The following is a 1378-nucleotide window of genomic DNA, read 5'->3' as shown; positions in this document are numbered from 1 at the left end:
ATGTTGTTACCTGGCATGCTTATCCCTCGCGCCTTCCCGGCGCAAGGTTCGATGCCTCGGCGGAGTATCGTCGCCGCACCGGGATAGGGGCGACGGGAGCATGTCTTGCGGGCAGGCCGGAGTACCTGATGAGCTGCGAGCTCGTGTTGTTAACTGGCTGCCCCTTCGATCTGCCCGGTTGCGCTGCGAGCGCGAATCCGTAAGTGTCGTGTTGCCCGCGAGCTTCCGCCGTGTGTCCATCACTGCAGGAGACGCCTATGAGAGTCATCGGTTTGGATGTTCATCGCAACTTTGCACAGGTCGCGATCCTCGAGAACGGCCTGATGAAGAATCATGGTCGCTTCGCCATGGCCCGTGATGCGGTGCTGACCTTTGCCGCGACGCTGACCAAGGAGGACGACGTCGTGCTGGAGGCGACCGRCAACACSGCGGTCATCGTTCGGCTGCTGACGCCCTTCGTACATCGCGYGGCCATCGCCAACCCGATGCAAGTGCGCGCAATCGCCTGGGCCAAGGTGAAGACTGACAAGATCGACGCCGCGACGCTCGCCCGCCTGCACGCGGCGCAGTTCCTGCCCGARGTGTGGATGCCCACCGAGGAGGTCGAGCTGCAACGCCGCTGCATTGCCGAGCGCGCCCAACTCGTCTCGCAGATGACGCGGTTGAAGAACCGGATCCAGTCCATTCTTCACGCCAATCTGATCCCACGCGAGACAGGGCGCATCTACAGCAAGAAGGGGCGTGCCCGCCTGCAGGAGTTGCCACTGCCGCYGGATCAGCAGCGCGTGGCGCTGCGCCATCATGACGAGCTCGACCGCCTTGCAGTGGAGCTGGCCGTCATCGACAAGGAGCTCGCGCAGCGCGCGCTCGACGATCCGAACGTCAAGCGGTTGATGACGATCGGTGGCGTCAACTCGATCATCGCAGCCAGCGTGCTGGCGGCCATCGGCGACATCAAGCGCTTCTCAAGTCCCGAGAAGCTCGTGAGCTACTTCGGCCTGAATCCGAGCGTGCACCAGTCCGGCGACCACCCGGCCTATCACGGACACATCACTCACCARGGCCGCGGGCACGCCCGCGGGATGCTGGTCGAAGCWGCCTGGGCTCTGGCGCMRGSTCCGGGGCCGCTGAGTGCCTTCTTCCAGCGCATCAGTCTCAAGCGAGGCAAGCAGGTCGCTGCTGTCGCCACCGCCCGGAAGCTTGCCGTTCTGGTCTGGCACATGCTGACGAAGAACGAGGACTACGCCTGGACGCGACCGGCGCTGCTGCAGTGGAAACTGCGCAACCTCGAACTGAAGGCCGGCCATGCGTCACGCCGTGGTGGCAACAAGCCGGGTCCTGCCAGCGACTACAGCCTGCAGGTCGTGCGCGACAAGGA

General features: G+C 64.4%; 1 protein-coding gene. It reads left to right on the top strand.

Annotation, left to right across the window (positions count from 1 at the left end; translation table 11 throughout):
* Positions 1-257: 257 nt before the first annotated feature.
* The coding region (locus AC1DYK_RS35365) for an IS110 family RNA-guided transposase (protein ID WP_478170519.1) at positions 258-1378 on the top strand (1121 nt) is incomplete at its 3' end.

The sequence above is a fragment of the Variovorax sp. P2_H12 genome (assembly GCF_056403395.1).
Note: the sequence above shows the minus strand (reverse complement) of the source record. Positions and strands in the feature narration are given on the sequence as shown.